Source organism: Streptomyces sp. NPDC059909, assembly GCF_042730885.1.
In the GTDB taxonomy this organism is placed as follows: Bacteria; Actinomycetota; Actinomycetes; order Streptomycetales; family Streptomycetaceae; genus Streptomyces.
On record NZ_JBHWKX010000011.1, the window covers coordinates 75,007 to 101,393 of the forward strand.

General features: G+C 72.2%; 25 protein-coding genes. 9 read left to right on the top strand and 16 right to left on the bottom strand.

All coding sequences use genetic code 11. The annotated features are described in order from the left end of the window. Positions 1–174: 174 nt before the first annotated feature. The 5 genes from ACFV9O_RS10775 to ACFV9O_RS10795 all read right to left on the bottom strand — a co-directional run bounded on the left by ACFV9O_RS10775 (position 175) and on the right by ACFV9O_RS10795 (position 5,842). Positions 175–1,743, bottom strand: coding sequence for an alpha/beta hydrolase (locus tag ACFV9O_RS10775; protein WP_385415170.1), 1,569 nt, complete (start codon positions 1,741–1,743; stop codon positions 175–177). Positions 1,744–1,999: 256 nt separating this feature from the next. Then, complete coding sequence (locus ACFV9O_RS10780; protein ID WP_385415173.1) at positions 2,000–2,680, bottom strand: pyridoxal 5'-phosphate synthase; 681 nt, start codon at positions 2,678–2,680, stop codon at positions 2,000–2,002. 18 nt (positions 2,681–2,698) lie between these two features. Then, complete coding sequence (locus ACFV9O_RS10785; RefSeq protein WP_385415176.1) at positions 2,699–3,124, bottom strand: pyridoxamine 5'-phosphate oxidase family protein; 426 nt, start codon at positions 3,122–3,124, stop codon at positions 2,699–2,701. A gap of 138 nt (positions 3,125–3,262) precedes the next feature. Next, positions 3,263–4,540, bottom strand: coding sequence for an FAD-dependent monooxygenase (locus tag ACFV9O_RS10790; protein ID WP_385415179.1), 1,278 nt, complete (start codon positions 4,538–4,540; stop codon positions 3,263–3,265). Between the two features lie 120 nt (positions 4,541–4,660). Next, entirely contained in the window at positions 4,661–5,842 is a 1,182-nt protein-coding gene (locus ACFV9O_RS10795) for an acetyl-CoA acetyltransferase (protein ID WP_385415182.1), read from the bottom strand. A gap of 104 nt (positions 5,843–5,946) precedes the next feature. On the opposite strand from ACFV9O_RS10795, the gene ACFV9O_RS10800 reads away from it, so the two are divergent. The 3 genes from ACFV9O_RS10800 to ACFV9O_RS10810 all read left to right on the top strand — a co-directional run bounded on the left by ACFV9O_RS10800 (position 5,947) and on the right by ACFV9O_RS10810 (position 8,067). Then, a complete protein-coding gene (locus ACFV9O_RS10800; RefSeq protein ID WP_385415185.1) occupies positions 5,947–6,318 on the top strand; it encodes an iron chaperone in 372 nt (123 codons plus the stop codon). A gap of 67 nt (positions 6,319–6,385) precedes the next feature. Continuing rightward, positions 6,386–7,591, top strand: a complete 1,206-nt coding sequence (locus ACFV9O_RS10805; protein WP_385415188.1) for an acyl-CoA dehydrogenase family protein — start codon at positions 6,386–6,388, stop codon at positions 7,589–7,591. After that, positions 7,591–8,067, top strand: coding sequence for a nitroreductase family deazaflavin-dependent oxidoreductase (locus ACFV9O_RS10810; RefSeq protein ID WP_385415190.1), 477 nt, complete (start codon positions 7,591–7,593; stop codon positions 8,065–8,067). Before ACFV9O_RS10805 ends, ACFV9O_RS10810 begins: the two co-directional genes overlap by 1 nt. 68 nt (positions 8,068–8,135) lie before the next feature. Here ACFV9O_RS10810 and ACFV9O_RS10815 read toward each other — a convergent pair whose 3' ends face one another. Then, positions 8,136–8,783, bottom strand: a complete 648-nt coding sequence (locus ACFV9O_RS10815) for a TetR family transcriptional regulator (protein WP_385415193.1) — start codon at positions 8,781–8,783, stop codon at positions 8,136–8,138. Positions 8,784–9,035: 252 nt separating this feature from the next. Between ACFV9O_RS10815 and ACFV9O_RS10820 the strand changes: the two genes are divergently transcribed. Both ACFV9O_RS10820 and ACFV9O_RS10825 read left to right on the top strand, forming a co-directional pair. Further along, positions 9,036–9,827, top strand: coding sequence for a VOC family protein (locus tag ACFV9O_RS10820; protein ID WP_385415196.1), 792 nt, complete (start codon positions 9,036–9,038; stop codon positions 9,825–9,827). A 132-nt stretch (positions 9,828–9,959) separates the two neighbouring features. Beyond that, positions 9,960–12,407, top strand: a complete 2,448-nt coding sequence (locus ACFV9O_RS10825) for a PQQ-binding-like beta-propeller repeat protein (protein ID WP_385415199.1) — start codon at positions 9,960–9,962, stop codon at positions 12,405–12,407. A gap of 113 nt (positions 12,408–12,520) precedes the next feature. On the opposite strand, the gene ACFV9O_RS10830 is transcribed toward ACFV9O_RS10825, so the two are convergent. Further along, the gene (locus tag ACFV9O_RS10830; protein ID WP_385415202.1) at positions 12,521–13,201 is read right to left on the bottom strand and encodes a hypothetical protein; all 681 of its coding nucleotides are present in this window, start codon (positions 13,199–13,201) and stop codon (positions 12,521–12,523) included. Positions 13,202–13,357: 156 nt separating this feature from the next. On the opposite strand from ACFV9O_RS10830, the gene ACFV9O_RS10835 reads away from it, so the two are divergent. Continuing rightward, on the top strand, positions 13,358–13,909 hold the full coding sequence (locus ACFV9O_RS10835; RefSeq protein WP_385415204.1) for a hypothetical protein: 552 nt from the start codon (positions 13,358–13,360) through the stop codon (positions 13,907–13,909). On the opposite strand, the gene ACFV9O_RS10840 is transcribed toward ACFV9O_RS10835, so the two are convergent. Genes ACFV9O_RS10840 through ACFV9O_RS10850 form a run of 3 tightly spaced genes read right to left on the bottom strand, consistent with a single transcriptional unit; the run spans position 13,906 to position 16,294 of the window. Next, positions 13,906–14,682, bottom strand: a complete 777-nt coding sequence (locus tag ACFV9O_RS10840) for an enoyl-CoA hydratase/isomerase family protein (protein ID WP_385415207.1) — start codon at positions 14,680–14,682, stop codon at positions 13,906–13,908. The genes ACFV9O_RS10835 and ACFV9O_RS10840 overlap by 4 nt on opposite strands. Further along, positions 14,679–15,128, bottom strand: a complete 450-nt coding sequence (locus ACFV9O_RS10845) for a Zn-ribbon domain-containing OB-fold protein (RefSeq protein ID WP_385415209.1) — start codon at positions 15,126–15,128, stop codon at positions 14,679–14,681. The genes ACFV9O_RS10840 and ACFV9O_RS10845 overlap by 4 nt, the downstream gene beginning before the upstream one ends. An 8-nt stretch (positions 15,129–15,136) precedes the next feature. Beyond that, positions 15,137–16,294 (bottom strand): lipid-transfer protein, encoded by a 1,158-nt coding sequence (locus ACFV9O_RS10850; RefSeq protein ID WP_385415212.1) that lies wholly within the window; start codon positions 16,292–16,294, stop codon positions 15,137–15,139. A 68-nt stretch (positions 16,295–16,362) separates the two neighbouring features. Here ACFV9O_RS10850 and ACFV9O_RS10855 point away from each other — a divergent pair, with 68 nt between their 5' ends. Beyond that, positions 16,363–17,922 carry a FadD3 family acyl-CoA ligase gene (locus ACFV9O_RS10855; protein WP_385415214.1) on the top strand — a complete coding sequence of 520 codons (1,560 nt, stop codon included), beginning with the start codon at positions 16,363–16,365 and terminating at the stop codon, positions 17,920–17,922. A gap of 53 nt (positions 17,923–17,975) precedes the next feature. Here the strand turns inward: ACFV9O_RS10855 and ACFV9O_RS10860 are convergent, their stop codons facing one another. The 4 genes from ACFV9O_RS10860 to ACFV9O_RS10875 all read right to left on the bottom strand — a co-directional run bounded on the left by ACFV9O_RS10860 (position 17,976) and on the right by ACFV9O_RS10875 (position 22,114). Continuing rightward, complete coding sequence (locus ACFV9O_RS10860) at positions 17,976–18,143, bottom strand: hypothetical protein (protein ID WP_385415217.1); 168 nt, start codon at positions 18,141–18,143, stop codon at positions 17,976–17,978. After that, a complete protein-coding gene (locus ACFV9O_RS10865) occupies positions 18,140–18,502 on the bottom strand; it encodes a DUF6247 family protein (protein ID WP_385415219.1) in 363 nt (120 codons plus the stop codon). Before ACFV9O_RS10865 ends, ACFV9O_RS10860 begins: the two co-directional genes overlap by 4 nt. A 208-nt stretch (positions 18,503–18,710) precedes the next feature. After that, complete coding sequence (locus ACFV9O_RS10870; RefSeq protein WP_385415222.1) at positions 18,711–18,938, bottom strand: hypothetical protein; 228 nt, start codon at positions 18,936–18,938, stop codon at positions 18,711–18,713. A gap of 212 nt (positions 18,939–19,150) precedes the next feature. Continuing rightward, positions 19,151–22,114, bottom strand: a complete 2,964-nt coding sequence (locus ACFV9O_RS10875) for a BTAD domain-containing putative transcriptional regulator (protein ID WP_385415224.1) — start codon at positions 22,112–22,114, stop codon at positions 19,151–19,153. Positions 22,115–22,271: 157 nt separating this feature from the next. On the opposite strand from ACFV9O_RS10875, the gene ACFV9O_RS10880 reads away from it, so the two are divergent. Beyond that, the gene (locus tag ACFV9O_RS10880) at positions 22,272–23,492 is read left to right on the top strand and encodes an amidohydrolase family protein (RefSeq protein ID WP_385415227.1); all 1,221 of its coding nucleotides are present in this window, start codon (positions 22,272–22,274) and stop codon (positions 23,490–23,492) included. A gap of 52 nt (positions 23,493–23,544) precedes the next feature. Here the strand turns inward: ACFV9O_RS10880 and ACFV9O_RS10885 are convergent, their stop codons facing one another. Beyond that, positions 23,545–24,444 carry a hypothetical protein gene (locus ACFV9O_RS10885; protein WP_385415229.1) on the bottom strand — a complete coding sequence of 300 codons (900 nt, stop codon included), beginning with the start codon at positions 24,442–24,444 and terminating at the stop codon, positions 23,545–23,547. Between the two features lie 217 nt (positions 24,445–24,661). Here ACFV9O_RS10885 and ACFV9O_RS10890 point away from each other — a divergent pair, with 217 nt between their 5' ends. Further along, positions 24,662–25,075, top strand: coding sequence for a PaaI family thioesterase (locus ACFV9O_RS10890; protein ID WP_385415232.1), 414 nt, complete (start codon positions 24,662–24,664; stop codon positions 25,073–25,075). A gap of 69 nt (positions 25,076–25,144) precedes the next feature. Here the strand turns inward: ACFV9O_RS10890 and ACFV9O_RS10895 are convergent, their stop codons facing one another. Then, complete coding sequence (locus ACFV9O_RS10895; protein WP_385415235.1) at positions 25,145–26,350, bottom strand: cytochrome P450; 1,206 nt, start codon at positions 26,348–26,350, stop codon at positions 25,145–25,147. Positions 26,351–26,387: the final 37 nt, after the last annotated feature.

Below are 26,387 nucleotides of genomic sequence, written 5' to 3' on the forward strand. Positions count from 1 at the left end.
GGGGGGGGGGAGAAGGGGGGAGAAACAAACTAGCGGCGCACAGAACGAAAGCAAAGGGCAACGCGGGATGGGGGGGGGGCCCAGGAGGAAAGCGGGCGGGCGGGGTTCCTCCCCCGCAACACCCCCCCCCCCCCCGCCACCGGGCAGGGGCGGATCAACCCGGTCGGAGCCCGATCAGAAGCGTCCGTGCATGCCCGGGATCCCCGGAGGCGTGGGCACCGGAAGCCTGAGGGCTCCCTGCTCCCGCCCGGCGGCGGCCTGGCAGGTCAGGTCCTTGGCCGGGAGCCTGCCGGTGGTCAGGTAGGCCGTGGCGGTCTTGTCGGCGCAGGACTTGGAGCCGTAGATGCCATGGCCCTCCCCGCCGGCGACCGTGACCATCCGCGAGCCCTTCAGGGCCCGGTGCAGGCCCTGGCCACTGGTCAGAGGCGTCTGGGAGTCCCACTCGTTCTGCAGGATCAGCGCACCGACCTTGTTGTCCACCGTGGTGGCGGGCTCACTGCCGTTCTTCCAGAACGCGCACGGCATGATGTTCGACGCGAAGTCGCCGTAGAGCGGATACCTGGCCTTGTCGCGGATCGCGTCACGGCGGTACTGCTCCGGATCCCGCGGCCAGGACCGGCTGTCGGCACACACCACGGCCCAGAAGCTCGCCTCGCCGTTGTCCGGGGGAACGGCACGGCCGAACGCGGGCGGAGCCGGGGGCGGGGTCGACCTGGGCGACCGGGTGGCGGGGGCCGGCCTCGTGCCCTCGGCGGCCTTCTTCAGGGCGGCGACCGACTCGGCGGCCTCGCGGACGCTGAAGAACACCGCCCGCCCGGCACGGATGTCGTCGCCGGTGAGGGGCGTCCCTTCGAAGTCGATGGGCTTGCGGTCGGCCTGGGCGACCAGATCCCAGAAGGTCTTGCGGACCGCGGCCGGGGTGTCACCCAGCTGGTACGTCGCGGCGCGCCGGGCGGTCCACTCGCTCCACCTCGTGAACGCGGGCTCGGCGCCCTCCGCCCACACCTGGATCATGCCCCGCCAGACCCGCTGGGGGTCGACGGCGCTGTCCAGGACGAACCGGTCGGCGCGCCGGGGGAACATCTGCGTGTAGACGGCGCCGAGATACGTGCCGTAGGAGTACCCCAGGTAGGAGATCTTCTTCTCGCCCAGCACGCTCCGGATCACGTCCATGTCGCGGGCGGTGTTGCGGGTGGTGAGGTGCCGCAGCTTGTCGCCGCCCCTGGCTTCGCACTTCGCGGCGACCGTACGGGCCCACTGCACGTCCTTCGCGAACGTCGCCGACTTGTACGGGCGCTGCCAGTTGCGTTCGTCGTCGGTCAGTCCGCAGCTGACGGGCGAGCTCTGCCCGACGCCCCGCGGATCGAATCCGACGAGGTCGTACCGTTTCTTCACGGCCGTGGGCAGCTCGGATGCCAGGAAGAGGGGCATGCCGAGGCCCTCCCCGCCGGGGCCTCCGGGGTTGAGCAGGAGAGCGCCGCGACGCTCCCGGGCGCTGCTCGCCTTCATCCGCGATATCGCGATGCCGATCTTCTTGCCGCCGGGGCGGCTGTAGTCGAGCGGCACCTTGACGGTCGCGCACTGGAAGGCGGCGGGGCTCTCGGCGTCGCAGCGCTGCCACCGGGGCTTCTGCTGCAGGTACGGCTTCAGCGGGTCCGCGGCCGCGGGGGCAGCTGGGGCGGCCGCGGAGGCCGTGGCGGGCGCGAGCGCGGGCACGAGGGTCGCGAGGGCGGTCACGGCCATGAGGGGCGCTGTTCGCGCTATTCGTCCTGTTCGCACAATGATGTCGGTCCTTGTGAGGGGGGTGGCTGGTCCCATCCACCCTCCCTGTAAGGGAGTTCGCGCGAATCCATCGACGGGACGGTGTTCCTCCGACCGCAGGCGTACGGACCGGCGTGACGAATGGTCCGTCGGGTGTAGGCCGGAAGGGGCCGTTTTTCCGTCCGCGGATGACCGCCACCGGCCCGCTACGGGACTACGGCACTACGGGACTACGGCACTACGGCCAGAGCAACTCCCTCACCCAGCCGTCCCCTTCGCGCCGGTAGCGCAGCCGTACGTGCCTGCGGCGCGCGTCGCCCTGGAAGAACTCCACCTCGGCTGGGTCGAGCACGTAGACCGTCCAGGTGCCGGCCGCGGCATCCGGCTCGGCCGCGGCCCGCTCCCAGGCGGCCTCGCTCGCCCGCACCAAGTCCCCGTAGTCGGCGAGCACTTCGCTCTGCCGGCCCACCAGCGCCGCGGCCAGTGCGCCCGTCGAGCGCGCGTGGAGATCGTCGTACGCCTCCTTCGGCGTGCCCGGCACCACCCGTCCCCGTAACCGGATCTGGCGGCCCTGCGCAGGCCAGTAGAAGCCGAGCGCGGCCTCCGGGCGAGCGGCGAGCTGACGGCCCTTCGCGCTGGTGGCGTGGGAGGCGAAGTGCCAGCCGCGCTCGTCCGCGTCGTGCAGCATCAGGGTCCGGACGTCCGGGCGGCCGTCCTCGTCGACGGTTGCCAGCGACATCGTGTGCGGCTCGGGCTGACCGGCCGCCGCGGCCTCGACGAACCACCGCCGGAAGAGCGGCAGGGGTTCGCCGGGCGCGGTGTCCGGTGCGAAGGCGGGCAGTTCGGTGTCCCAGACCGGCAGGGATCTGAGCACCTCGTGGAAGGCGTCGGCGTCGTGGGGCTCGTGCTGGTGTGTCATGCGCCGATCTTCACAGGTTCAGAGCTTGCCCAGGTCCGTCGAGAGCCACCGCTCGGGCCGCATGTGGATCACCACCTGCTCGCCGTGGTTCTTCTCGGCGAAGTCGACGTAGCCGTCGACCTTGTCCGCCGGGAGGTAGCGGGCCGAGACCTCCCGGAGCAGCTCGTGGGTCGCGGGGTCCGTGCGGGTCACCGGGCCCTCGACGGAGACGTAGCGGATGGTGGGTTCGAGCTGGTCGACCAGGAGCGAGAACCGTCCCGCGGCGCTGATGAGCTTGTTCTTGCGGGAGCCGGCCCCGGTCATGATCCAGACCTCGCCGCCCGGCTCGTACTGGTACCAGATCGGCACGGTGAGCGGCCCCCGCTCCGGACCGGCCGCCACCGCCAGCGCGGCGACGTGCGGCCGGGCCAGGAACTGCTCGCACTCTTCACGGGTCAGGGCCATCGGGGTCTCCTTCGCGCGGTTCCACGGTTGTTCCACGGTCTCCCCGGGCACGCGCGGACGCGGTACGCCGGTACGTCGTCGGTCCTCACTGTGCCGTACGGCGGACCGCGGGAGCCGTGGACGCGCGCGGCGCTCCGTCTACGCGGTGAGGGGCGTCGGGCCGGCGGCGTACTCCGAGTAGTCCTTGACCGGGACCGCCCGGGCCGCCTTCTGGATGTCCTCGCGGATCTTCTTCGCGACGAGGTTCCGCCACGGTGTGCGCGGCAGGACGCGCAGCATCCACAGCCGCATCGCGATGCCCCGGCGCGACGCGACGGTCATCTCCTTGGCGAACCGTTCCGCGAACCGCTGGTTCATCTCGATGCCCGGCCGCATCACCCGCTCGTAGTTCTCGTACGCGGCCGTGTGGTCGCCGCGCGCCGCCGCCAGTTCACCGGCCAGGACGTACGCCCCGGTCAGGGCGAGGCCCGTGCCCTGCCCCGACGCGGGTGACGCGCAGTGCGCGGCGTCGCCGAGCAGCACGACCCGCCCCTTCGACCAGCGGTCCATCTCGATCAGCGTGAGGGAGTCGAAGTAGAAGTCGTCGGCGGCCCGGGCGTTCTGGAGCATCCGCGGGATCTCCCACCCGTCGCCCGCGAAGGCCTCGGCGAGCAGCTGCCTCTGCCGCGCGACGTCGCGGTGGTCGTGGGCGAGCTCTGGCGAGCGGAAGACGAGGAAGTTCTTGGCGGACGTCTCGCCGCTGGAGCTGTACGCGCACACCAGCTTCCCGGGCAGGGCGTGGTAGGTCTCCCAGCGGTCGAGCCGCAGGTCGTTGGGGGCGGTGAAGATCGAGATGTAGGCGCCGAGGTGGCGCGTGAACTGCTTCTCGTCCCCGAAGACGAGCCGCCGGGTGTTCGAGTGCAGTCCGTCGGCGCCGACGACGAGGTCGAAGCGGCGGACCGTGCCGGACTCGAAGGTGACGGTGACGCCGTCCGCGTCCTCGTCGAGGGCGGCGATCGAGTCGCCGAAGAGGTACTCGACGTCGTCGCGGGTCTTCTCGTACATGATCCGCGCCAGTTCGCCGCGCATGATCTCGTCGTCGCCCTCGACGCGGCCGCCGAAGATCTCGGCGGGCAGCTCGGCGATGGTGCGGCCCGCGCCGTCGACGTAGGAGCCGCCGGCCATGTCGGTGGAGTGGCGGCGCACGTCGTCGAGGATGCCCATCCGCTCGCACACGTCGATCGAGATGCCGCGCAGGTCCACCTTGTAGCCCCCGGTGCGCAGCTCGGGCGCGCGCTCGACGACGGTCGGGGCGAAGCCGTAGCGGTGCAGCCAGAGGGCGAGCGCGGGGCCGGCGACGCTCGCGCCGGAGATGAGGACGGTCCTGTTGAGGAGGGGGGTCGCGGTGCGGGGCGTGCTCGTGCTGCTCTGCGTCATGGCGAGGCTCCCGGTATCCGTTGCGGGGCCGCGCTCGGTGCGGCCCTGCCGATTGCCTCGACTATACGAGTGTTTAATACGTCTGTCTATGACGGCCGTATAGATTCTTCGGGGTGCGGCTCAACGGCCCAGCACCACCGTCCCCGATGAGCAGAACCAGCCCCCCGTGCCGGATGCCACCGCCAGCTCAGGCACGCTCCCGTCCGCCCGCCGCACCTGGTGCCCGCCCGCCTCGCCGCGCAGCTGCCGCACCGCCTCGACCAGCAGGAACAGTCCACGCATCCCCGGATGGCAGGCGGAGAGCCCGCCGCCGTCGGTGTTCACGGGCAGCTCCCCGTCCAGGCGCAGCCGGCCCTTCTCGACGAACGCCCCGCCCTCGCCCTTCGCGCAGAACCCGAGGTCCTCCAGCGTCACGAGCGTCATGTACGTGAAGGCGTCGTAGATCTCGGCGATGTCGATGTCCTGCGGCCCGACCCCCGCCCGCTCGAAGGCCAGCCGCCCGCTGACCGCCGCCGGGGAGACCGTGAAGTCCTCCCACTCCGACATCGCGGTGTGCGAGACGTGCTCACCCGTGCCGAGGACCCACACCGGCGCCTTCGCCGTGTCCGGTACGTACTCCTCGGCCGCCAGCAGCACCGCGCAGCCGCCGTCGCTGCGGATGCAGCAGTGCAGCTTGGTGAACGGGTCGGCGATCACCGGGCCGCCCAGGACCTCGTCCACGGTGATCGGGTCGCGGAACATCGCCTCGGGATTGTGCGACGCGTTCGCCCGCGCCTGGACGGCGACCTCGGCGAGCTGCTCCAGGGTGGTGCCGTACTCGTGCATATGACGGCGGGCGGCCATGGCGTACTTGGCGATCAGCGTGTGCCCGTACGGCACCTCGAACTGCAGCGGCCCCCGCCCGCCGAAGGAGAGGTTCGAGGTGCGGCGCCCGGCGCGGATGTCGGCGCGGGCGGTGGATCCGTAGACGAGCAGGACGGCGTCGGCGTGGCCCGCGGCGATGGCGTCCGCGGCGTGCGCGGCCATCACCTCCCAGGTGGCGCCGCCGACGGCGGTGGAGTCCACCCAGCGGGGCCGCAGGCCGAGGTACTCGGCCACCTCGACCGGGGCGAGCGTGCCGAGCCCGGCCGATGCGAGGCCGTCGACGACGCCGCGGTCGAGCCCGGAGTCGGCGAGTGCGCGGCGGGCGGCCTGGGCGTGCAGGGCGTAGGGGGTCGGTCCGTCGACGCGGCCGCAGTCCGAGAGGGATATGCCGACGACGGCGACCTTGCGGGGGGCGCGAGTGCGCGGGCTGGAAGGCATGAATCTGACGGTATATCAGATGCGGATACCCGGGGACGGCCGCGGCGACGGCCGGGTCCTGCGGCGGACCATGAGGCCGTGCCGCCCGGCGGTACGCTCGCGGCATGCCCCGATCCACTGCGGAAGACGTCGACGGCTACCTCGCGGAGGTGGCGGAGTCCGACCGGCTGACGGTCCTCGTCCGTATCCGCGAGCTGTGCCGTACCGAGCTCGACGGCTACGAAGAGGTGATGGCGTACGGCATGCCCGCCTACCGCCGCCCGGGCGGCGAGCCCGAGATCGCCTTCGCCAACCAGAAGCAGTACATCTCCTTCTATCTGATGCGCCCGGACGTGCGGGAAGGCTTCGAGGACCGGCTCGCCGACCAGGACATGGGCAGGGGGTGCCTGCGCTTCCGGCGCACCGAGAAGGTCGACTTCGCCCTCGTGCGGGATCTGCTGAAGGCGACCGTGGCCGGGCCCGGCGAAGTCTGCTGAGCCGGGCTCTGTGCTTCTGGGGCCACCCCGCCTAACATGACGCCCCGTCAGTTAGGGAGGGGAGCCCATGGACGCCGCCTTCACCCCGGAGCAGTCCGCCATCCGCCGCACCCTGCGCGCCGCGCTGTCCCGGGGCGCGCCCCCGGGACCCGCCCCCGGCGACTCCGGGCCCGGGTACGACCCCGCGCTGTGGACGCGGCTCGCCGACGAGCTCGGGCTGCCCGGGCTCGCGCTGCCCGAGGCGTACGGAGGCGCAGGCGGCGGCACCGTGGAGCTCGCGCTCGCCTTCGAGGAGGCCGGGCGGGCACTGGTGCCCACGCCGCTGTTCGCCACCGCCGGACTGGCCGCGCCGCTGATCACCTCGCTCGGCAGCGGCGAGCAGCGCGCCGCGCTGCTGCCGCGCATCGCCGGCGGATCGCTCACCGCGGCCCTCGCCGTCCCCGGCGGAAGCCTCGCCACGGCGCTCGGGCTCACCGGGGACAACGCGGACGGGACGTGGGCGGGAGGCGGCCGGGCCGGCGGCGTCCAGGCGAGGCCCGCGCCCGAGGGCGACGGCTGGCTGCTCTTCGGAGAGGCCGAGCAGGTCCTCGACGGCCACAGCGCCGGGCTGCTCCTCGTCGCCGCGCACGCCGGAGGCTTCGCGCGGGGCCGCACCCTGCTCTTCCTCGTCCGGACCGCCGATGCCGAGGGCCTGGCCCGCACCCGCTGGACGACCCTCGACGAGACGCGGCCCCAGGCCCGTGTCGAACTCCGCGACACCCCGGCCGAGTTGCTGGGCGACGACGCGGACGCGGACGTGCCCGCCGCGCTCGCCGCCGCGGGCCGGACCGCCGCCGCGCTGCTCGCCGCCGAGGCCGTCGGCGCGGCCGCGTCCGCCCTCGACCGCACCGTCGAGCACGTGAAGGGGCGCGAGCAGTTCGGCCGGCCCATCGGCTCGTTCCAGGCGGTCAAGCACCGCCTGGCCGATCTGTACGTACGGGTCCAGGCGGCACGCTCGGCGGCGTACTACGCGGCATGGGACCCGGACGCCGGCCCCCTCGCCCTCGCCCAGTGCCTCGAAGTGCTACGGACCGTCGCCGGCGAGGCCATCCAGCTGCACGGCGGCATCGGCTTCACCTGGGAGCACGAAGCGCATCTCTACTTCAAGCGGGCCGCCTCCGACGAGCTGCTCCTCGGCCCGGTCCACCGGCTGCGCGCCCGCGCGGCGGAGTCGGCCGGCCTCTTCGCCGGCGGCGCCGGGGACCCGCTCACCCGAGAGGCGGTGGCCGTCTGATGCCCCCCGGAGCCCGCCTGGTGCAGAAGGTGTCCTCGACCCGCGCCTTCGCCAAGATCGCCCCGCATTTCATCCCGGCCATGGACCGCGCCTTCCACCGCCTCACCCGCGGAAAGATCCTGCTCAGCGCCCAGATGTTGCCCGGAGTCGTGCTCACCGCACGAGGAGCGCGATCGGGCCTGCCGCGCCGCACCCCGCTCGCCTGCATGCCGGAGGAGGGGACCGGCACCTGGATCCTGATCGGCTCCAACTTCGGGCGCGAGGGCCATCCGGCGTGGACGGCGAACCTGCTCGAGCACCCGGACGCGGAGGTCAGCTGGAAGGGCGAGGACGTCCCCGTACGCGCGGAACTCCTCACCGGGAAGGAGCGGGAGGAGGCGTGGCGGGCGGTGCTCGCCTTCTGGCCGCCGTACGCGACGTACCAGGCGAGGGTGGAGCGCGAGATCAGACTGTTCCGGCTGACACGTCGCGGGTGAGCCCCGCAGTGCGGGCGCGCCCGTGTGACAGGACTGGCGTGGGCGCGCCCGTGATCGGGGTCCGGTCGCTACTTCGTGGGCTTCTTGCCCGTGATACCCAGGTGCACCAACAGCGCCAGATTCGGCTTCAGTTCGGCCTGCTTCACACCCCAGGTCTGGAAGCCCTTCTGGTGCGAGGCCACCGCCGCGAGCATCGCGACCAGTGAGCCGGCCATCGCCGCCGGGCTCACGTCCTTGTCGACCTTGCCCTTGGACTGGAGCTCCTTCACCGACTCCGTAAGGGAGTTGGTGACCGAGTTCAGGATCTTCATACGGATCTTGTAGAACCGTTTGTCCCCCTCGGCCGCGCCGAGGTCCACGACGCGCAGGATCGCGTCGTGCTTGCGCCAGAAGTCGAGGAAGCCCTCGACGAGTTCCTCGGCGGTCTGCCAGCCGGCCTTGCCGACCCAGGAACGGCCGGACACGAGTGCCGTCAACCCGGCGCCCTCGTCGGCCATTTCCTCGGCGATCTCGAGGACCGCGCCCTCGACGTCCGGGAAGTACTGGTAGAAGGTCGCGGGGGAGGTACCCGCCTTGCGGGCCACGTCGATGACCTTGACGTCCCGGTACGGCGAGGAGCTGAGCATCTCGCTGAGGCAGTCGAGCAGCTTCTGCCGCGTCGCCTGGCCGCGCCGACCGGCCACGCGGCCGTCGACGGTGCGTACTTGTCCTGTCATGCCGTCAGCTTACCGAGGGGTGATCGGCGCGCGATTCGGCCGACTGCAAATGGGGTGCGTCCCTCGTGTGGGCTAATAGTGTTATCAACAGCCTGTGGATAACTTCGGTGGACAACTCAACGATCAACCCCTCCTGCGTGCGGCGCGCCCCGCTCTCCGCTTGACTGTGACTGGCATCACACTCCGCGTGCGGGACGTACAGGAGCGCAGGCAGCGCACCCAGTGCAAGGCAGCGCAGGAAGGGGTCAGGCCATGGCCGCATTCACCGAGGGCATGCCCTGCTGGGTGGACGCCCAGCTGCCCGATCTCGAGGCGGGCAAGCGCTTCTACGGCGACCTGTTCGGGTGGACCTACGGCCGGGACGACAAGGACGCGGCCGAGCGGCACGGCCACGGCACCGAGGCCTTCCTCGACGGAAAACTCGTCGCCGCCCTCGTGCCCAAACGGGACGGCCGCATGCCCACGACCTGGGGCGTCTACCTCGCCACCGACGACGCCGCCAGGACCGCCACCAGGATCGGCGAAGCCGGCGGCCAGGTGATCACGGCCCCGGTGCCGGTGGGCCGCCTCGGCACCATGGCACTGGCCGCGGACCCCGGCGGCGCCGTGTTCGGGCTCTGGCAGAAGGGGGAGCAGGCGGGCTTCGAGGTCCAGGGCACCCCCGGCTCGTTCTGCTGGACCGAGGTCTACACAAGGGAGAAGGAGGCCGTCGACCACTTCTACGCCGACGTCTTCGGCTTCCAGGGCACCCCCCTGCCCGACGAGAGCGTCGACTATCTGATGTGGTCGCCGGCCGGCACCGAACCGGGCGAGGACACCGCGATCGGCGGCCGCAGCGTCATCACCGACGCGTTCCCGGCCGAGATGCCCGCACACTTCCTCGTCTACTTCTCCGTGGCGGACTGCGACGGGACCGTGGAAACGCTGACCGACCTCGGCGGCCGGGTCACGGCACCGCCCTTCGACATCCCGTACGGACGGATGGCGGTCCTGACGGACAACCAGGGCGCCGCCTTCGCCGTTCTCGCCGAGCAGTCCAAATAGTCCGCGCCGAGCCGTCAAAATAACCCGAGACACCCCGGAACGCCCCCGGGTTCGCAACCGCGTCCTCCGGCAGGAACAATCAGGGGCGACGGGGCCGTACTGCATGGCCCGTACGGGGAGGTGGCAGGCGAAGTGGAGCAGCTGACGCAGCACGACCCGAGGCGGATCGGCCCCTTCGAGGTGCTGGGACGGCTCGGAGCCGGCGGCATGGGGCTGGTCTATCTCGCACGGTCGGCGTCCGGCCGGCGCGTGGCGATCAAGACGGTGCGCACGGAGCTCGCCGAGGACCAGCTCTTCCGCGTCCGCTTCACGCGCGAGGTCGAGGCCGCGCGAGCGGTCTCCGGCTTCTACACCGCGGCCGTCGTGGACGCCGACCCGCGCGCCGCCGTGCCGTGGCTCGCCACCGCGTACGTGCCCGCGCCCTCGCTCGAAGAGATAGTGAACGAGTGCGGGCCGCTCCCGGCCCAGGCGGTGCGCTGGCTCGCCGCCGGAATCGCCGAGGCCCTGCAGTCCATCCACGGCGCAGGGCTCGTCCACCGTGACCTGAAGCCGTCGAACGTCCTCGTCGTCGAGGACGGCCCCCGCGTGATCGACTTCGGCATCGCGTCCGGGGTGTCCAACACCCGCCTGACCATGACGAACGTTGCCGTCGGCACCCCCGCCTACATGTCGCCCGAGCAGGCCCGCGACTCGCGCAGCGTGACCGGCGCGAGCGACGTCTTCTCGCTCGGCTCCACCCTCGTCTTCGCGGCGACCGGGCACGCCCCCTTCCACGGCGCCAACCCCGTCGAGACCGTCTTCATGCTGCTGCGCGAAGGCCCCGACCTCGCCGGGCTGCCCGACGAGCTGCGACCGCTCATCGAATCCTGCATGCAGATGGAGGCCGGGCTGCGGCCCAGCCCCGAGGACCTGCAGGCACAGCTCGCACCCCACCTCTTCTCCTCCGGCAGCGACGACAGCGGCACGGCATCCGCGTGGCTGCCCGGAAGTGCCGTGTCGATGATCGAACAGCGGCGCGGAGGACGGCTGCCGAGCACCGGCGCAGGCGCGGCTGCGGGAGGCGGCGGGCGCCGGCCCGAGACACCTCCCGCGCCCCCCGGACCGGGCCGTGCGCCCGACGCCGCGTCCGACTGGGACGCGGCCTGGCGCGGCGGCAACGACCCCCGCCCCGGACCGGCCCGCCAGGACGGCACCCCCGCGTCCGCCCCCGTCCCCGACGGCCCCGTGCGCCTCGCCGGCGCCAAGGTCCCGATCGGCCCGGGCCCACGCGTCGCCGACGCCCGCGGGTCCGTCGCCGCCGACGCCGGCCCCGCCACCGGCTGGGTCCGCGCCCCCGGCGGCAACGAGGCGGCCACCAGCGCCATGCCCGCCCCCACAGCCCCCACCGCCCACGCCGCACCGCCCGTCCCCGTGCCCGCGCCGGGCGCCGACGGCCCTGCGCGCTGGCGGCCCTGGCGGTTCCGGATGTCGAACGACGTCTGGGGCACCCCCGTCGTGGACGGGGACCTGCTCTACGTCACCTCCTTCGAGGTGCACGCCCTGGACGTGGCCAGCGGCCGCCGCCAGTTCAAGACCCGGGACGTGGCCTGGGCGATGGCCGTCACCGGCGGCCGTATCCACGCGTCCGACGGACCCACGCTGTACGCCCTCGACGCCACGGACGGCAGCGAGCGCTGGCGGCTGGGGACCGACGCCTGGGTCTACTCCCTCAAGGCCGCCCGCGGCACCGTCGTCACCGGCACCCGCGGCGGCGGCGCCCAGGCCTGGGAGGCGTCCAACGGCGAGAAGCTGTGGGAGATCACCGGCGCCCAGACCGACTTCGAGACCCCCGAGGCCGGGCCCGCGCTGTTCGACGACACCGTCTACGTATGGCGCAACGCCCGGCTCCAGGCCCTCGACGCCCGCACCGGCGCGGAACGCTGGTCCTACCCCGTCGGCGACGCCGCCTCCTGCGGCGGCGTACCGGTCCGCGTGAACCAGGCACCGGACGGGTGCACGTACATCGCGGCCGGCACCCGGGTGCTCTGCGTCGACACCGCCGGCGGCCATGTGCGCTGGCACTTCGAGGCACCCGCGGTCTTCCTCTCACCGCCCGCCTACGCCCCGGGCCCCGCCGTGACCGGCGGCGGCGTGTACCTCGCCGACTACCTCGGCACCGTGTACGCACTCGACGCCACGACCGGCAAGGACCGCTGGCGCATCGCCACCGAGTCCCGCCAGTCGATCGAGCCGGTCCTCGTCGCCGACGGCAACATCCACGTCGGCAGCGGCAGCGCGCTGTACACACTGGACGCGGTCACCGGCACGCCCAAGTGGCGGTTCGCGGCCGGGGGAGAGGTCATCGGCACCCCCGTCGTCGCGGACGGCCGGGTCCACTTCGGCTCCGCCGACCACGTGCTCTACACGCTGGACGCCGGCGGGGGACAGCTGCGCTGGAAGCTGGCGACCGGCGGCGAGATCACCGGCTCGCCGGTCGCGCGGAACGGCGTCGTGTACGCCTGCTCGAAGGACCGCTGCGTCTACGCACTGGACGCGGTCAAGGGCACGGCCACGGGCCGCGGCACCCCGGCGGCCCGCTGACGCCGGGCCGGCCGCGCTCAGCCCGTCCGGCCGTCCGGCGTTCGAGGACGGACACCCGGGCCGGCCGGACGGTACCGGGCACATCCCGGGGCCGGGGCGTGGGGGCGAAGCCCCTACCGCTGTCGTCTGCCGTCGCCGAACGGATCGTCACGGAACGGATCGTCACGGAACGGGTCCTGGGGTGGACCTGCTCCGTACGGGTCCCGGCGCGGGCGGCGCGGTGCCGTCGGGTCCGTCGGGCCCGGCGGATTCGTGGGCAGGGGCTGCGTGTCCCCGGGCCGCGGCGCCCAGCCGTACGGCTCGTACGGCTCGTACGGTGCGTACGCCTCAGGGCCGGCGGACGGATACGCGGGCCCGGGCTCCTCCGCCGGTTCGAGCCTGGGAGCGCGCCCGCTCATCACCACCGAGCCCAGCAGCAGAAGGACGCCGCCCCCGAGCGCGTTCGCGACCCCGTCACCGAGGACCGGCCCGTCACCGCCGACCGTCAGGCTGCCCGCGGCCTGCCCCTGGCGCACCATCCACAGGACCGTGAAGCCGAGCACGACCAGCCCGGCCAGTGCCACCAGCCACCGCGACCGCAGCATCACCCCCACCAGGGTCACCAGCGCCGCGAACGCGAACGGCAGCAGGATCGACGTCCCCACCGTCGTCTCCGCGTCGGTGATCCCCCGGAACAGGTCGTCGATGCGGTAGTCGCTGCCGTGACGGCCGTCGTACCAGGCACGGAAGGGGCTCAGGACGGCGGCCGTCGCTCCGGCGAGAGCGAGCACCGAGCCGATGACGTTGCGCACCATTCCCGGCCTCCTCTCGCAGCAGACGCTACGCCCGGTGGTCCGGGTACGCGACCCGCTCCTGAGCGGTTCCGGCGAGCTGTATGGTGTCGTGCGCCCGTCAAACAAGGGCTGTTTCTCGCCACACCGGCACTTTCAACGGGGGGTTGAATCGTGAAGATGCGCCATGTCCGTGCGATCGCCGTTCTCGGCATCGCCCTGATCACGCTGACCGGCGCCCGCGGCTCGCGCGGCGGGGGCTGCGACGACAACCACAGCTCCGGTTCCAGCAGCGGAGGCAGCGGCATCGGCGGCAGCCACTCCGGCCATGACGATGACGACGACCTCGACATCGGTACCAGCGGCGGATCGGCGTCCGGCGGCAGTGATGTCACCGACGCGCCCACGTACGCCGGCCCGACCGGCCCGGTCGACGCCGCCATGGGGGAAGTGGAGATCAAGTACTGCTCCATCGACCCCGCAGCGGTCAACGTCAGGGGCCAGCTCCTGATCAACAACAGGACCGCCGTCGACCAGACCTACGACATCACGGTGCATTTCCAGGGTGACGACCCGAACGTGCCGCTCGTCGCGAAGATCGACGACGTGACGGTCGCGGCGGGCCAGTGGTACGACAGGGAGGCGAGCGCCCCCTACACCGGCTCCGGCAAGGGCACCGATTTCCGGGACTGCAAGGTCGTCAGCGCGACCCGCACCCCCAAGCTCTCCTAACGCACCCGGTACGCGCCCCTGCCCCGCCCGCCCGTGAACAGCTCGGCCTGCCGCTCCGGCGGCAGGTTCCCGAGCGCGATCAGGTGCGGGGCGTGTGCGAGGGCCTGCGTCCGTGCCGCCTCCTTCGCCGACCAGACGGCCCGTACCGTCCCTTGTACGGCCTCCGTCGGGTACGACGCGATCACCGCCGCGCACCGGATCGCCGCAGCGACCTCCTCACCGGGCGCCGTCACCTCGCTGACCAGCCCCGTCTCGTACGCACGCCGGGCCGAGACCCGCTCGGCCGTCCCCATCAGCGCCATCCGGGCCACCTCCCCGAACGGCATCCGCATCGCCATGTGGACGGACTCGTACGCGCTGACCATGCCGTACGTCGTATGCGGATCGAAGAACTCCGCGTCCTCGGCGGCGACCACGAACTCCGCCTCGCCCAGCAGATAGAACGCCCCGCCGCACGCCAGCCCGCGGACCGCCGCGATGACGGGTTTCCACAGGTCGTTCGCCTTCGGGCCGATCGTGAGCAGCGGATCGTCGATCGAGTAGGGGGACGACGGCTGCGGCACCTCGGTGCCGCGGTCGATCCCGGTGCAGAACGCCCGCGTCCCCGCGCCCGTCACCACGGCGGCCCGCACCGTGTCGTCGTACCTGAACCCGCGCCAGATCCGGCCCAGTTCGTGCGCCATCGCCAGATCGATCGCATTGTGCCTGCCGGGCCGGTCGAGCGTGACGACGGCGACCCCGGTGTCCTTGTCCGTCTCCACCCGGATGCTCATGTGCGCTCCAGCAGCCAGCGCGGCACGGTCGTCCCGTCGGGGAGCTCGGTGAACGCCACCTTCACCGCCGCCCCGATCCGCAGTCGCGCCGGATCGACCGAGTTCAGCGGCGCGTCCGGCGCGGCCACCACATTGCCCACGAGCCGGATGTGCGGCGCCTCGGCCAGCTCGACGACGACCGCGTTGTACGGGGCCTGCTCGGCGTACGCGGGCAGGAGCGGCGGATGCGGCAGGACGTACGACCAGATCCGGCCGCGCCCGCTCATCCGCCGCCACTCGCTGTCGAACGACTGGCAGCGCGGGCAGCAGGGACGGGGCGGGAAGCGCAGTTCGCCGCAGGAGGCGCAGGCCTGGACACGGAGTTCGTCGCGGGCGGCGTGCTCCCAGAAGGGCGCACCGTCGTCATCGACGACGGGTGCCAGATAGCCAACGTCAGAATCTGTCATCTGTCAGCTCAACTCCTCAGAAGTACGGCTGAAGTCGGAACGCCCTCGCCGGCGGTGACCAGGCACGTTGCCGCGTCCGGCACCTGGGCGGTGGAACTGCCGCGCAGCTGCTTCACGCCCTCGTTGATGAGGTTGAAGCCATGGACGTACGCCTCGCTGAGCCCGCCGCCACCGGTGTTGACGGGCAGCCGCCCGCCGATCTCGAGCGCGCCGCCCTCGGTGAACGCCGCGCCCTCGCCGCGTCCGCAGAAGCCGTACCCCTCGAGGGAGAGCGGGATGAGGGGCGTGAACGCGTCGTAGATCTGGGCGACGTCCACGTCCTGGGGTCCGAAGTCGGCCTGTTTCCACAGCTGGCGGGCGGCGGTCCAGGCGGGGCCGGTGAGCGGGTCGTCGTTCCAGTAGTTGACCATGCCGTGGTGCTGGGCGGGCAGGCCCTGGGCGACGGAGTGCACGTACACGGGTTTCTGCCGGCAGTCGAGGGCCCGCTCGGCGGAGACGATGACGCAGGCCAGCGCCCCGTCCGTCTCCAGGCAGTTGTCGAAGAGGCAGAGTGGTTCGCTGATCCAGCGGGCGGTCATGTACATCTCGCGGGTCAGCGGTCGCTCGTACATGATCGCGGCGGGGTTCTGGTTGGCGCGGTTGCGGCAGGCGAGGGCTACGTTGAAGAGGTGGTCGCGGGTGGCGCCGTACTCGTGCATGTAGCGCCGGGCCAGCATGCCGATCTCGTCGGCGGGCCGCAGCAGTCCGAAGGGGCGGGTCCACTGTGCGGGAGTGGGCAGCTGGACCGTCGTGTTCTTCCACGGCCTCGGCCCGGAGCCGCGCTTGCGTGAGCGCCAGGCGACGCCGACGCTCGCCTGTCCGGTCGCGATGGCGGCGGCGAGGTGGGCGACGGTGGCGCAGGAGCCGCCGCCTCCGTACCCGACCTTGCTGAAGAAGGTGACGTCACCCGCGCCGACCGCCTTCGCGACCTCCACCTCGTCGGTCTCCTCCATGGTGTAGGAGGCGAAGGCGTCGACCTCGGCGGGGGCGATGCCCGCATCGTCGAGTGCGGCGAGGACGGCCCGGCAGGCCAGGGTCTTCTCGGATTCGGGGAGGTGTTTCGCGAAGCGGGTCTGTCCTATCCCGGCTATCGCTGTTGCGTCCTTGAGGCTCTTGAGGCTCGCCATGCGGGCGAGGGTACAGCTAATCTGACGGACAGTCAGCTACTGCGACTCCGACGGCGGGAGGGTTAGCTATGCGCGGCGACCTGGAGTGGGGCTCCATCCCGAGGCTGGTGCGGAGCGCCGCGGAACGGTTCGGCGAGCGGGAGGCCGTCGTCGAGGGCCGTACCCGCGTCTCGTACGCCGAGCTGGGCGAGCGCGTCGAGCGCGCGGCGGCGGCGTGCATCGCGGCGGGCGTGGAGCCGGGCGACCGGGTCGCGGTGTGGGCGCCGAACACGCTGGACTGGATCGTCTCCGCGCTCGGGGCGGTGTCGGCGGGGGCGGTGCTCGTGCCGCTGAACACCCGCTTCAAGGGGACGGAGGCGGCGTACGTCCTCGAACGCTCCCGCGCCAAGCTGCTCTTCATCACGGGCACGTTCCTCGGCACGTCGTACGTGGCCTCGCTGCGTCGCGCGGAGGTGGAACTGCCCTGCCTGGAACAGGTGGTGGTCCTGGCGGACAGCGCCCCCGAGGACTACCGGACCTGGAAGGACTTCCTGGCGGGCGGCGACGGGGTGCCGGCGTCGGAGGTACGGGCCAGGGCGGACGCGGTGGCCTCCTCGTCCCCCTCGGACATCATCTTCACGTCGGGCACGACGGGCGCGCCCAAGGGCGTGGTGATCACCCACGAGCAGACCCTGCGCTGCTACGACATCTGGAGCGAGCTGGCAGGCCTGCGGGAGGGCGACCGCTATCTGATCGTGAACCCCTTCTTCCACACCTTCGGCTACAAGGCGGGCATCATCGCGTGCCTGATGCGCGGCGCGACGATGGTCCCGCAGCCCGTCTTCAACGTGGATACGGTCCTGGCGAACATCGCGTCGGAGCGCATATCCGTACTGCCGGGCCCGCCCACCCTGCACCAGTCCCTCCTCGACCACCCGGCGCGCGACGCCCACGACCTGTCCGCGCTGCGCCTGGTCGTCACCGGCGCGGCGGTCGTCCCACTGCGCCTGGTCGAACGCCTCCGCAACGAGCTCCGCATCGCGACCGTCCTCACGGCGTACGGCCTCTCCGAGGCGTCCGGCATCGTCACGATGTGCCGCCGCGGCGACGCCCCCGAAACGATCGCCTCCACCTCGGGCCGCGCGATCCCCGGCACCGAGGTCCGCGTCCTCTCCTCCGCCCCGGGCGAACCGGGCGAGGTCCTGGTCCGCGGCCACAACGTCATGCGCGGCTACTTCGAGGACGAGGCCGAGACGGCCAAGGTCCTCGACGCGGGCGGCTGGCTCCACACGGGCGACGTGGGCGTCCTGGACGAGGCGGGCAACCTCCGCATCACCGACCGGATCAAGGACATGTTCATCGTCGGCGGCTTCAACGCGTACCCGGCCGAGATCGAGCAACTCCTGGGCCTCCACCCGGACATCGCCGACGTCGCGGTGATCGGCATCCCCGACGGGCGGCTGGGCGAGGTGGGCAAGGCGTACGCGGTACGGCGGGCGGGTTCGACGCTGACGGCGGACGATCTCATCGCGTGGTCCCGGCGGGAGATGGCGAACTACAAGGTTCCGCGGGAGTTCGAGTTCGTGACGGAGCTGCCGCGGAACGCGAGCGGGAAGGTCTTGAAGACAGAGCTCAGGGCCAGGGGGTGACAACGGGAGAAGGAACCCGTCCTGCCGCCGGTCCGGTCGAAACTCCGAGTGGCTCACTGCTTACTCACGGCACGGTGCTTGCGTGCCAACGAAGCCTCGGCCGCCCTGGCGAGCTCCCAGGCTTGCTCCTCGACCTCGGCGACGAACGCCGGAGGGGGCCGGTTCTCGTCGCCGATGACGTGGGCCTCGTCGGGGTCGTACTCCCAGGGCCACTCACTCATACGTCGAGAGACTCCCGCGCGGCTGCGTGCACCTGCCTGATCTCGTCCATGGCATCCCGCCTCGCGGGGTCTTCACGGTCGAGCGTCTGCGCCGTGTACTCGGCCGCGCGCAGTCGGGCGGCGACGGCGGGGTGGCGGGCGATTTCCACTGTGACGGCCCACGACTCGAGGAACCGGAGGATCGGGCCCAGGCTGCCGGTCTGGGCGGCCATGGCGATGGCCTCGTCCTTTTGTCGCTCCATCTCCGCGAGCCGGTGAGGAGCCACCTGCGCCAGGGCGACGCGCAGCGCGCCAGGAGTTCGCTCCGGACGGGGGATGAGGGGGCCGGGCCCGCCGGTCTCAGTGTGCTGTGCGGTCATCCTGGTTCTTCCTGAGGTGCCACGGCAACGGTACGGCGTCGTCGTCGCCGCAGGGCATCGGGGCCGGCCTGGCCAGGCGGGTGCTCGGCGCGGTGCCGCCGATCAGGGGGCGTTCTCGACCAGCGAGAAGCTGCCGCGCACGAACATGCCGCGGCCGCGGTGGCTCCCCCTCCGCGCCGCCGCGGCCGCACCCCGTCGGATGTGAGTCTCAGCCCTGGGGCGGGGCAGGGGCGTGGTTGTCGCCCAGGGTGGTGATGTCGCTGTCCTTCGGCGGGGTGGGCGCGTGGTTGTCGCCCAGGGTGGTGATGTCGCTGTCCTTCGGCGGGGTGGGCGCGTGGTTGTCGCCCAGGGTCGTGATGTCGCCATCCTTCGGCGGGACAGGGGCGTGGTTGTCGCCCAGGGTGGTGATGTCCTCGTTCTTCTTCTCGTCGCTCATCGTCGTCAGCTCCCCTTCGTGCCGGCGTTGCGGCGTTCGATCGGTAACGCCCGTTCGGCGACTCCCCCGTGGGTCGCCGAACGGGCGTATCGGGACCGCTCACCTTAGCGATGAGCACCCGGGCGACCCGCCTGCCCCCCGACGCGACGGACCGATACGTAGAGAGTGCCGGGCAGGCATAAACGAATGCTGAACGCTTCAGCCGGCCGGTGTCATGCCGCTGCCATCGGCGTCAGGAGACGCTGTACCTCGTCGGCCTCGGCAGCGCCCAACTGCCGGTAGATGGACAGGGCCTCGCGCCAGCAGGCACGGGCGCGGTCGCCTTGGCGCAGGGACTCGAGCGCCTTGCCCAGGACGGTGAGCGTGTTGCCCCGCATACGGTCGCCGCCGATGCAGCCGATGGCCAGGGCCTGCTCGGCGTGCTGCGCCGCGCGTGCCGGTCGACCCGCGGCCAGGTGGGCCTCCGCGATACGGAAGTGTGTCGTCCCTTCCCAGAGGCGCTGACGGTTCTTCCCGAAGATGTCGAGGGCCTCGTCGAACTCCGTCAACGCCTCGGCGTGCTGTCCCGCATGGGACAGCGCGATCCCGAGGGCGTAGCGGCCGTTGGCCAGTCGCAGAGTGAGTCCCATGTGGTCGTAGATGGCGACACCCTTCCGGGCAAGATCAATGGCGCTCATGGGTGAGCGGCCCATCAGTACATGCACACGCGAAAGGTTGCAGAGGGCGCTTGCCTCTCCTGGAAGGTTGCCGTCGGCACGAGAGCCGTCCAGGGCCTGGAGCAGGTGCTGTTCGGCTTCCGCGTGCCGTCCCTCGACGAGGGCGATGATCCCCCGGTCGTTGTCCGCCCAGTACACCGGCGCCGCGTCCCCCGTCGAAACCGCCAGTGCCCGCGCACTGCGGGCCTCCTCGTCCGCCTCGGCGTAACGGCCGACGACCAGGTGGACGTTCGTGAGGACGGTCCGGGCGCGGCCTTCGGCGTGGGTGTCGTCGAGAGTGCGGGCTGCTTCTCGCGCGGCCAGGGCAGCCGATGCGTACTGCTTGGAGTTGGCGCCGGACTCGCCGAGGTCCTTCGCCGCCCACAGCAGGTCCACCGCCCGTCGCAGCCGGCCCGCGGCCAGGGACTGGCGGGCGCACGCCAGGAGGCTGTTCGCCTCGGTGTAGAGCCAGTCCAGGGCCTCGTGCCGGTCGGCGAAGGTCAGGCCGTCGTACGCCGTCGGCTCCAGGTGGTCCACGAGCCGGTCCCCGGGCCGTTCGATGGCGAACACCCGTGCCGCCGTCGCCAGATAGAAGTCCAGCAGCCGCGACAGCGCCGCCTCCCGTTCCGCCGGAGGCTGTTCGTCGCGCTCGGCGCATGCACGCGCGTAGAGGCGTACGAGGTCGTGGTACCGGTACCGGCCCGGTGCCGCCGACTCCAGCAACGACGTGTCGACCAGGGCCTCCAGGAGGTCCTCGGTGTCCTGGAGCGGGAGGTCGAGGACGGCGGCGGCCGCGGCCAGGGAGACGTCGGGGCCGTCGGCGAGGCCGAGGAGGCGGAAGGCGCGGGCCTGGGCGGGTTCCAGCTGGCCGTAGCCCAGCTCGAAGGTGGCCTTGACGGCGAGGTCGCCGGCCTGGAGCTCGTCGAGGCGGCGGCGTTCGTCCGCGAGCTTGGCGGCCAGGACCGAGACCGTCCAGGTGCGCCGGGCGGCGAGCCGGGAGGCGGCGATGCGGATGGCGAGCGGGAGGAAGCCGCAGGCGGCGACGACGTCGAGGGCGGCCTTGCGTTCCGCCGAGACCCGCTCGGCGCCCACGATCCGGGTGAAGAGCTGGAGGGCTTCCTCGGGGGACATCACGTCGAGGTCCACCAGGTGCGCCCCGGCCAGGTCGACCATGCGCACGCGGCTGGTGATGAGGGCGGCGCAGCCCGCCGTGCCGGGCAGCAGCGGGCGGATCTGGGCCGCATCGCGCGCGTTGTCCAGGAGCACGAGGATGCGGCGGCCGTCGAGCGTGGAGCGGTACAGCGCGGCCCGTTCGTCGAGCGAGTCGGGGATCGCCGAGTCCGCGGTGCCGAGCGCCCGCAGAAAGGCTCCGAGCACCGTTTCCGGCTCGGCCGCCCGCGCGCCCGCGCCCTGGAGATCCACGTACAGCTGCCCGTCGGGGAAGTGCGCCCGTGCCTCGTGGGCGACGTGCACGGCGAGCGTCGTCTTGCCGACGCCGCCGATGCCCGCGAGTGCGGAGACGGCCATCACCGAGCCCTCGGCGGTGGCGAGCTGCGCGCCCAGTTCGCGGACGAAGGCGGCGCGTCCGGTGAAGTCGGGGACGGTCGCCGGAAGTTGGGCAGGGCGGGTGACCTGGGGGGCAGTCGGCTCCGGCTCCTCGACCGGACGCGCCAGTTCCGCGTCGGCCTGGAGGATGCGCTGCTGGAGCCGGGACAGCTCGGGGCGCGGGTCGACGCCCAGCTCGTCGGCGAGCAGCCGCCGGGTGTCCGCGTACACCGCGAGCGCCTCGGCCTGCCGTCCGCTGCGGTAGAGCGCGAGCATCAGCAGCTCGCGCAGCCGCTCCCGCAGCGGGTGCGCGGCCGTCAGCGCGGTCAGCTCGGACACGGCCTCCGCGTGGCAGCCGACGTCGAGGTCCATCTCCAGGCGGCTCTCCAGGAGCTGGAGCCGCCACTCCTCCAGCCGGGCCCGCTGCGACTCCGCGTAGGGCCCGGGCACGGAGGCGAGCGCCTCGCCGTCCCACAGCCCCAGCGACTTGTTGATCAGCACGCGTGCCCGGCACCGGTCACCGGCCGCCCGTGCCTTCTCGGCCCCGGCGACGAGCTCCTGGGCGACGTGCAGGTCGAGGGCGTCGGCCGGGGTGCGGATGGCGTAGCCGCCGGACTCGCTGACGAGGGCGCCCGGGCCGAGCGCCTTGCGCAGCCGTGACGCGTACGTCCGTACGGCGGCCAGCGCCTGCGAGGGCGGCTCCTCGCCCCAGATCGCGTCGATCAGTTCGGCCGCGGTGGCGGTGCGTCCCTCGCGCAGCAGCAGCGCGGCGAGCAGTGCCCGCTGCTGTGGTGACCCGGAGGGCAGGGCCTCGCCGTCGCCCCAGGCGCGCACGGGTCCGAGCACGCTGAAGCGCAGGCCGCTGCCGCCGTGCCGTACCGGAGACCGCTGCTCCGGGACACGCTTCGGTGCGGAGGGCCCGTTCTCACGGTCCATAGCTTCCCCCTCGCCGGTGTCGCCCCGGACAGTCTGCCTTGTGGGGGGCCGGCTCGTCAGCAAGGGGTGACGCTCTGCACAGGATCTGCGGGTTCGGTCCGGGATCCGCCCGCACAGGTAGCTGACGGGTCGTCAGATCGGCGCTACCGTGGGACGCATGGAGACCTTCCCGAAGATCATCTCGGTGGACGACCACACGGTGGAGCCGCCCGACGTCTGGCGGGACCGGCTCCCGTCGAAGTACCAGGACACCGGTCCGCGCATCGTCAGGGCGCCGCTGAAGGAAATGACCTTCCTGGGCGGGAAGTTCGCCCCGGTCATGGGCGCCCCGGGCGACGAGGGGCCGATCGGCGACTGGTGGGTGTACGAGGACCTGCACCGGCCGCTGACCCGCCTCGACACCGCGGTCGGCTACGACAGGGACGAGATCCGGCTCGAGGTCATCACGTACGAGCAGATGCGGCCGGGCTCGTACTCCGTCCCCGACCGGCTTGCCGACATGGACGTCAACCACGTCCAGTCGGCGCTCTGCTTCCCCACCTTCCCGCGCTTCTGCGGGCAGACCTTCACCGAGGCCAAGGACCGCGAGCTCGGGCTGCTCGGGGTCCGGGCGTACAACGACTGGATGGTGGAGGAGTGGTGCGGGCCCGAGGCCCGCGGCCGGCTGATCCCGCTGACGCTGATACCCCTGTGGGACGCGGAGCTCGCCGCCGCGGAGGTGCGGCGCAACGCGGCGCGCGGTGTGCGGGCCGTGGCGTTCTCCGAGATACCCCCGCACCTCGGCCTCCCGTCCGTCCACACCGACGCGTGGGACCCCTTCCTCGCGGCGTGCGACGAGACCGGCACGGTCGTCGCCATGCACATCGGCTCCTCGTCGAGGATGCCGTCGACCTCGGCGGACGCCCCGCCGGCCGTCGGCTCGACCATCACCTTCGCCAACTGCTGCTTCTCGATGGTCGACTGGCTGATGAGCGGCAAGTTCGAGCGCTTCCCGAACCTGAGGATCATGTACGCGGAGGGCCAGATCGGCTGGATCCCGTACATCCTGGAGCGCGCGGACGTGGTGTGGGAGGAGAACCGCGGCTGGGGCGGCGTCGCGGACAAGGTCCTGCGGCCGCCGTCCGAGCTCTTCGCGGAGCACGTCCACGGCTGCTTCTTCGACGACGCCTTCGGCCTGCGGAACCTGGACGCGATCGGCGCCGGGAACGTCCTGTACGAGACCGACTACCCGCACTCCGACTCCACCTGGCCCAAGTCGCGCGAGGTCGGGGAGTCCCAGATGGGGCACCTGGCGCCCGATGTGGTGGAGCGGATCGTACGCGGGAACGCGATCGAACTGCTGGGGCTGACGCCCGAGGGGCTCTGGGCGGGGGCGTAGCGCGCGGGAGCCGCGGCCCCCGGCGAGGGGCCGCGGCTCCATAAGGGCGCGGTCAGCCGAGGAAGACCGACGAGACGGTGTTGTCGAAGCCGATGGCGGACAGGTCGGCGACATTGCCGTTCACGACCTTGGACCTGCCCTTGCAGTCCTTCTCGGACCAGATCTTCAGGGAGCCGGAGGCCTGGAGGGACGAGGCGAGGTCGTCGCGGACGACGTTCTGGCAGCCGGAGCCGGCGAGGCCCTCGGACGGGTCACCGAAGTTCTTCTCGTCGGAGAGCGTGACGCTGGTGGCGGCGCCCTGCGCGGGGGTGCCTGTGGCGGGCTCACCGGCCCGGCCGCCACCCGCCTTCCGGCCGTCGGGCGTCACGCCGAACCAGGTACCGCCCACACCCTGCCCGTTGGTGTCGCCAGGCTTCAGGTCCTTGCTGAACCGGTAGACCGGCCAGCCGCCGATCGTCACCTGGAGGTTGCCGTCGTCCCGCTTGACGACCCCGACGTCGGACTTCTTCACCCCGTCGATGAAGATCTTGCCGCCGGGCGCGACGACGACGGGCGGCCAGGTGGTGGCGCACTCGCCGTTGCAGTCGGCCTTCGACGGGTTGGCGGTGTCCTTGTCGAAGCGGTAGAGCGTGAAGCCCGCGCCGTTGACCACGACGGGGTTCAGGTCCCCGGCCGTGGCGGCGCTGAGCTGGACCCACTTCTTGGCCACCGGCGTCGCCGCGGGCCTGCCCGGGCCGTTGGCCCAGTCACCGGTCCCGGCCCGGGCCTTGTTCTGCTGCGCCGTACCGCTCAGGAAGTCGAGGCTCTGCGTCCGGCCCTGCCCGTCGGCGGACGCCGCGGTCGACGGGGCGGCGGCGTCGGTCCCGTAGCCGTCGCCGTTGCACGCGGTGAGCAGCAGGGCGCCGGCCGCGGCGGCACTGGCGATCATTCCGAAGCGCTTGTCGATGAACATGGGGCTCTCCTCGCGTCGTACGCACGCTCCGGACCCCCCGGAGCCTTCGCCACGAGGTACGAGGCGGGCTCCGCGGCCCCTCACCCGGTTACGCCTCTGAGACAGGCCCGGGACAAGCCGCGGCCATTGGGGACAGGCCCGCGGCTGTTCCGGTCGGCCCGCGGCCGTTCCGCGCAGGTCGTGGACAGCGGGGCGCGGGCGGCACCACCATCGGGCCATGACGCTTTCGCTCGCTGAAGCCGACAAGATCCTCGCCGACAACTTCGCCCCGTGGGTGCTCGACCTCGGCCTGACCGTCGTCGAGACGGGCGGCCTGCACGCCGTCCTGCGCCTGCCCTGGTCGGAGCGGCTCGCCCGCGAGGGCGGCGCGCTCTCGGGCCAGGCGCTGATGGCCGCGGCCGACACGGCGACCGTGATCGCCGTTTCCTCCGCCCGGGGCGCCTTCGTCCCGATGACGACGGTCCAGCTGTCGACCACCTTCCAGCGCGCGGTGGCCGGCGCGGACGTCCTGATCGACGCGCGGATCTCCAAACTCGGCAAGCGCATGGCGTTCGCGGACATCACGATGACGGCGGAGGGTACGGCCGAGCCTGCCGCCCGCGCCTCCACGGTGTACGCGCTGCTGGGTTAGAGGGGGTCAGAGGCCGTCCGGCGGCCCCTGCCGGCCGGCTTCGCCGGGCCGTCCACCGCGGGCGGCGGCCTACCAGGCCACGGGCAGCTCGATCGGGAAGCGCCGGATGGTCTCCGTGTCCCAGCGGACCTCCTCCGCCGGCACGGCGAGCCGCAGCCCCGGAAACCGCTCCACCAGCCGCCCGATCGCCACCTCCAGCTCCGCGATCGCCAGCGGCGCGGCGATGCACCGGTGTCCGCCCCAGCCGAAGGTCATATGAGGCAGACCCGGCCGGTCCGGGTCGATGGTGTCGGGGTCCGGGAAGCGCTCCGGATCGCGGTTCGCCGTCAGGTACGACACATGGACGAAGTCGCCTGTCCGGATCCGGACCCCGCCCAGCTCCACATCCTCCAGGGCCACCCGGGGAATGCCGACGCCCTTGCGGAACGGGATGAAGCGGAGCAGTTCGTCCAGGACGGCGGACAGGGTCTCCGGCCGGTTCCTGAGCCGCTCCATCAGCTCGGGGCGGGTCAGGAGCAGATAGGAGATGTTGCTGATCTGGCAGGTGGCGGTGTCATGGCCGCTGAGCATCAGCGTCAGCGCCATGACCGCCAGTTCCTGGTCGTCGAGCGCGTCGTCGCCGTCCTTGGCCGCGGCCAGCGCGCTGATCAGGTCGTCCCCCGGGGCACGCCGCCGCTCGTCGACGAGCCCACCGAAGTACCCCCGCAGCTCCGCCTTGGCCGTTGCCGCGGCCTGCCGGCTGTCCGGGCCGGTGGAGAGCATCTGATGGGCGTACTCCTGCATCCGGGGCCGGTCGGCCCGTGGGATCCCGAGCAGCTCGCAGATGGTGTGCTGGGGCAGCCGGTCCGAGAGATGGTGCACCAGATCCGCCGGCGGCCCGGCCGCGACCATCTCGTCGAGCAGCGTGTCCACGAGCCGTACGACCGCCGTCCGCATCGGGTCCACATGCCGCGGGGTGAACGCCTGCGAGGCCAGTCGCCGCAGCCGACTGCTGCGCGGCGGGTCCATCACATTGATCGACTCCGGGGAGACGATCGGCTCCGGCGTGAGCCGCGGATAGTCACGTCCCATGATCTCCGCCCGGCTGAACCGGTGATCGGTGGTCACCTTCCGAACGCCGTCGAACCCGGTGACCAGCCAGGCATGGGCATCGCCGTACGGCAGCCGGATCCGTGTGATGGTCTCGCGGGCCATCAGTTCCGCGAGCGAGGGGTCGAACTCCAGGCCATCGCTGAAGTCGAACGGGCAGGTGGTTGCTTCGCCGGTTTCGGGCATCGCTGCTACTCCAGCTCCAGGAAGACGGTCGCTGCTG